This window comes from Colwellia sp. MB3u-41, from assembly GCF_014076845.1.
In the GTDB taxonomy this organism is placed as follows: domain Bacteria; phylum Pseudomonadota; class Gammaproteobacteria; order Enterobacterales; family Alteromonadaceae; genus Colwellia_A.
Window position 1 is genome coordinate 1 of record NZ_JACGUT010000066.1, and the last position, 377, is coordinate 377.

A 377-nucleotide genomic window follows, 5' to 3' on the forward strand; every position below is an offset into this window, starting at 1 on the left:
GTAACAAGGTAACCCTAGGGGAACCTGGGGTTGGATCACCTCCTTATCTTGAAGTAAAAACAGTTTAATGGAAACCTCGGTTTCACGAGTGTCTACACAAATTACATGATAACAAATTAGAAGAAGAAAGCCCTTGGGCTTGCTAATAAGATAGGTCTGTAGCTCAGCTGGTTAGAGCGCACCCCTGATAAGGGTGAGGTCGGCAGTTCAAGTCTGCCCAGACCTACCAATTCACGCTGTGAATTGATTAACTTCTTCATTAAAGAAAAGACCAAACTTAAACTGTTCTCATGAACACGTTAAGTTTGGTTTTTTAAACCACGTTTTTAACCGAATGCGCGTTAAGAATGAGTTCTTTAACAATCTGGAAAGCTGAT

At 40.8% G+C, this 377-nt stretch carries 1 tRNA gene; it reads left to right on the top strand.

Features of this window, described 5'->3' with window-relative positions:
• Nucleotides 1–152: 152 nt before the first annotated feature.
• A tRNA-Ile gene (locus H4J73_RS06710) sits at nucleotides 153–229 on the top strand.
• The last annotated feature ends 148 nt before the right edge of the window (nucleotides 230–377 follow it).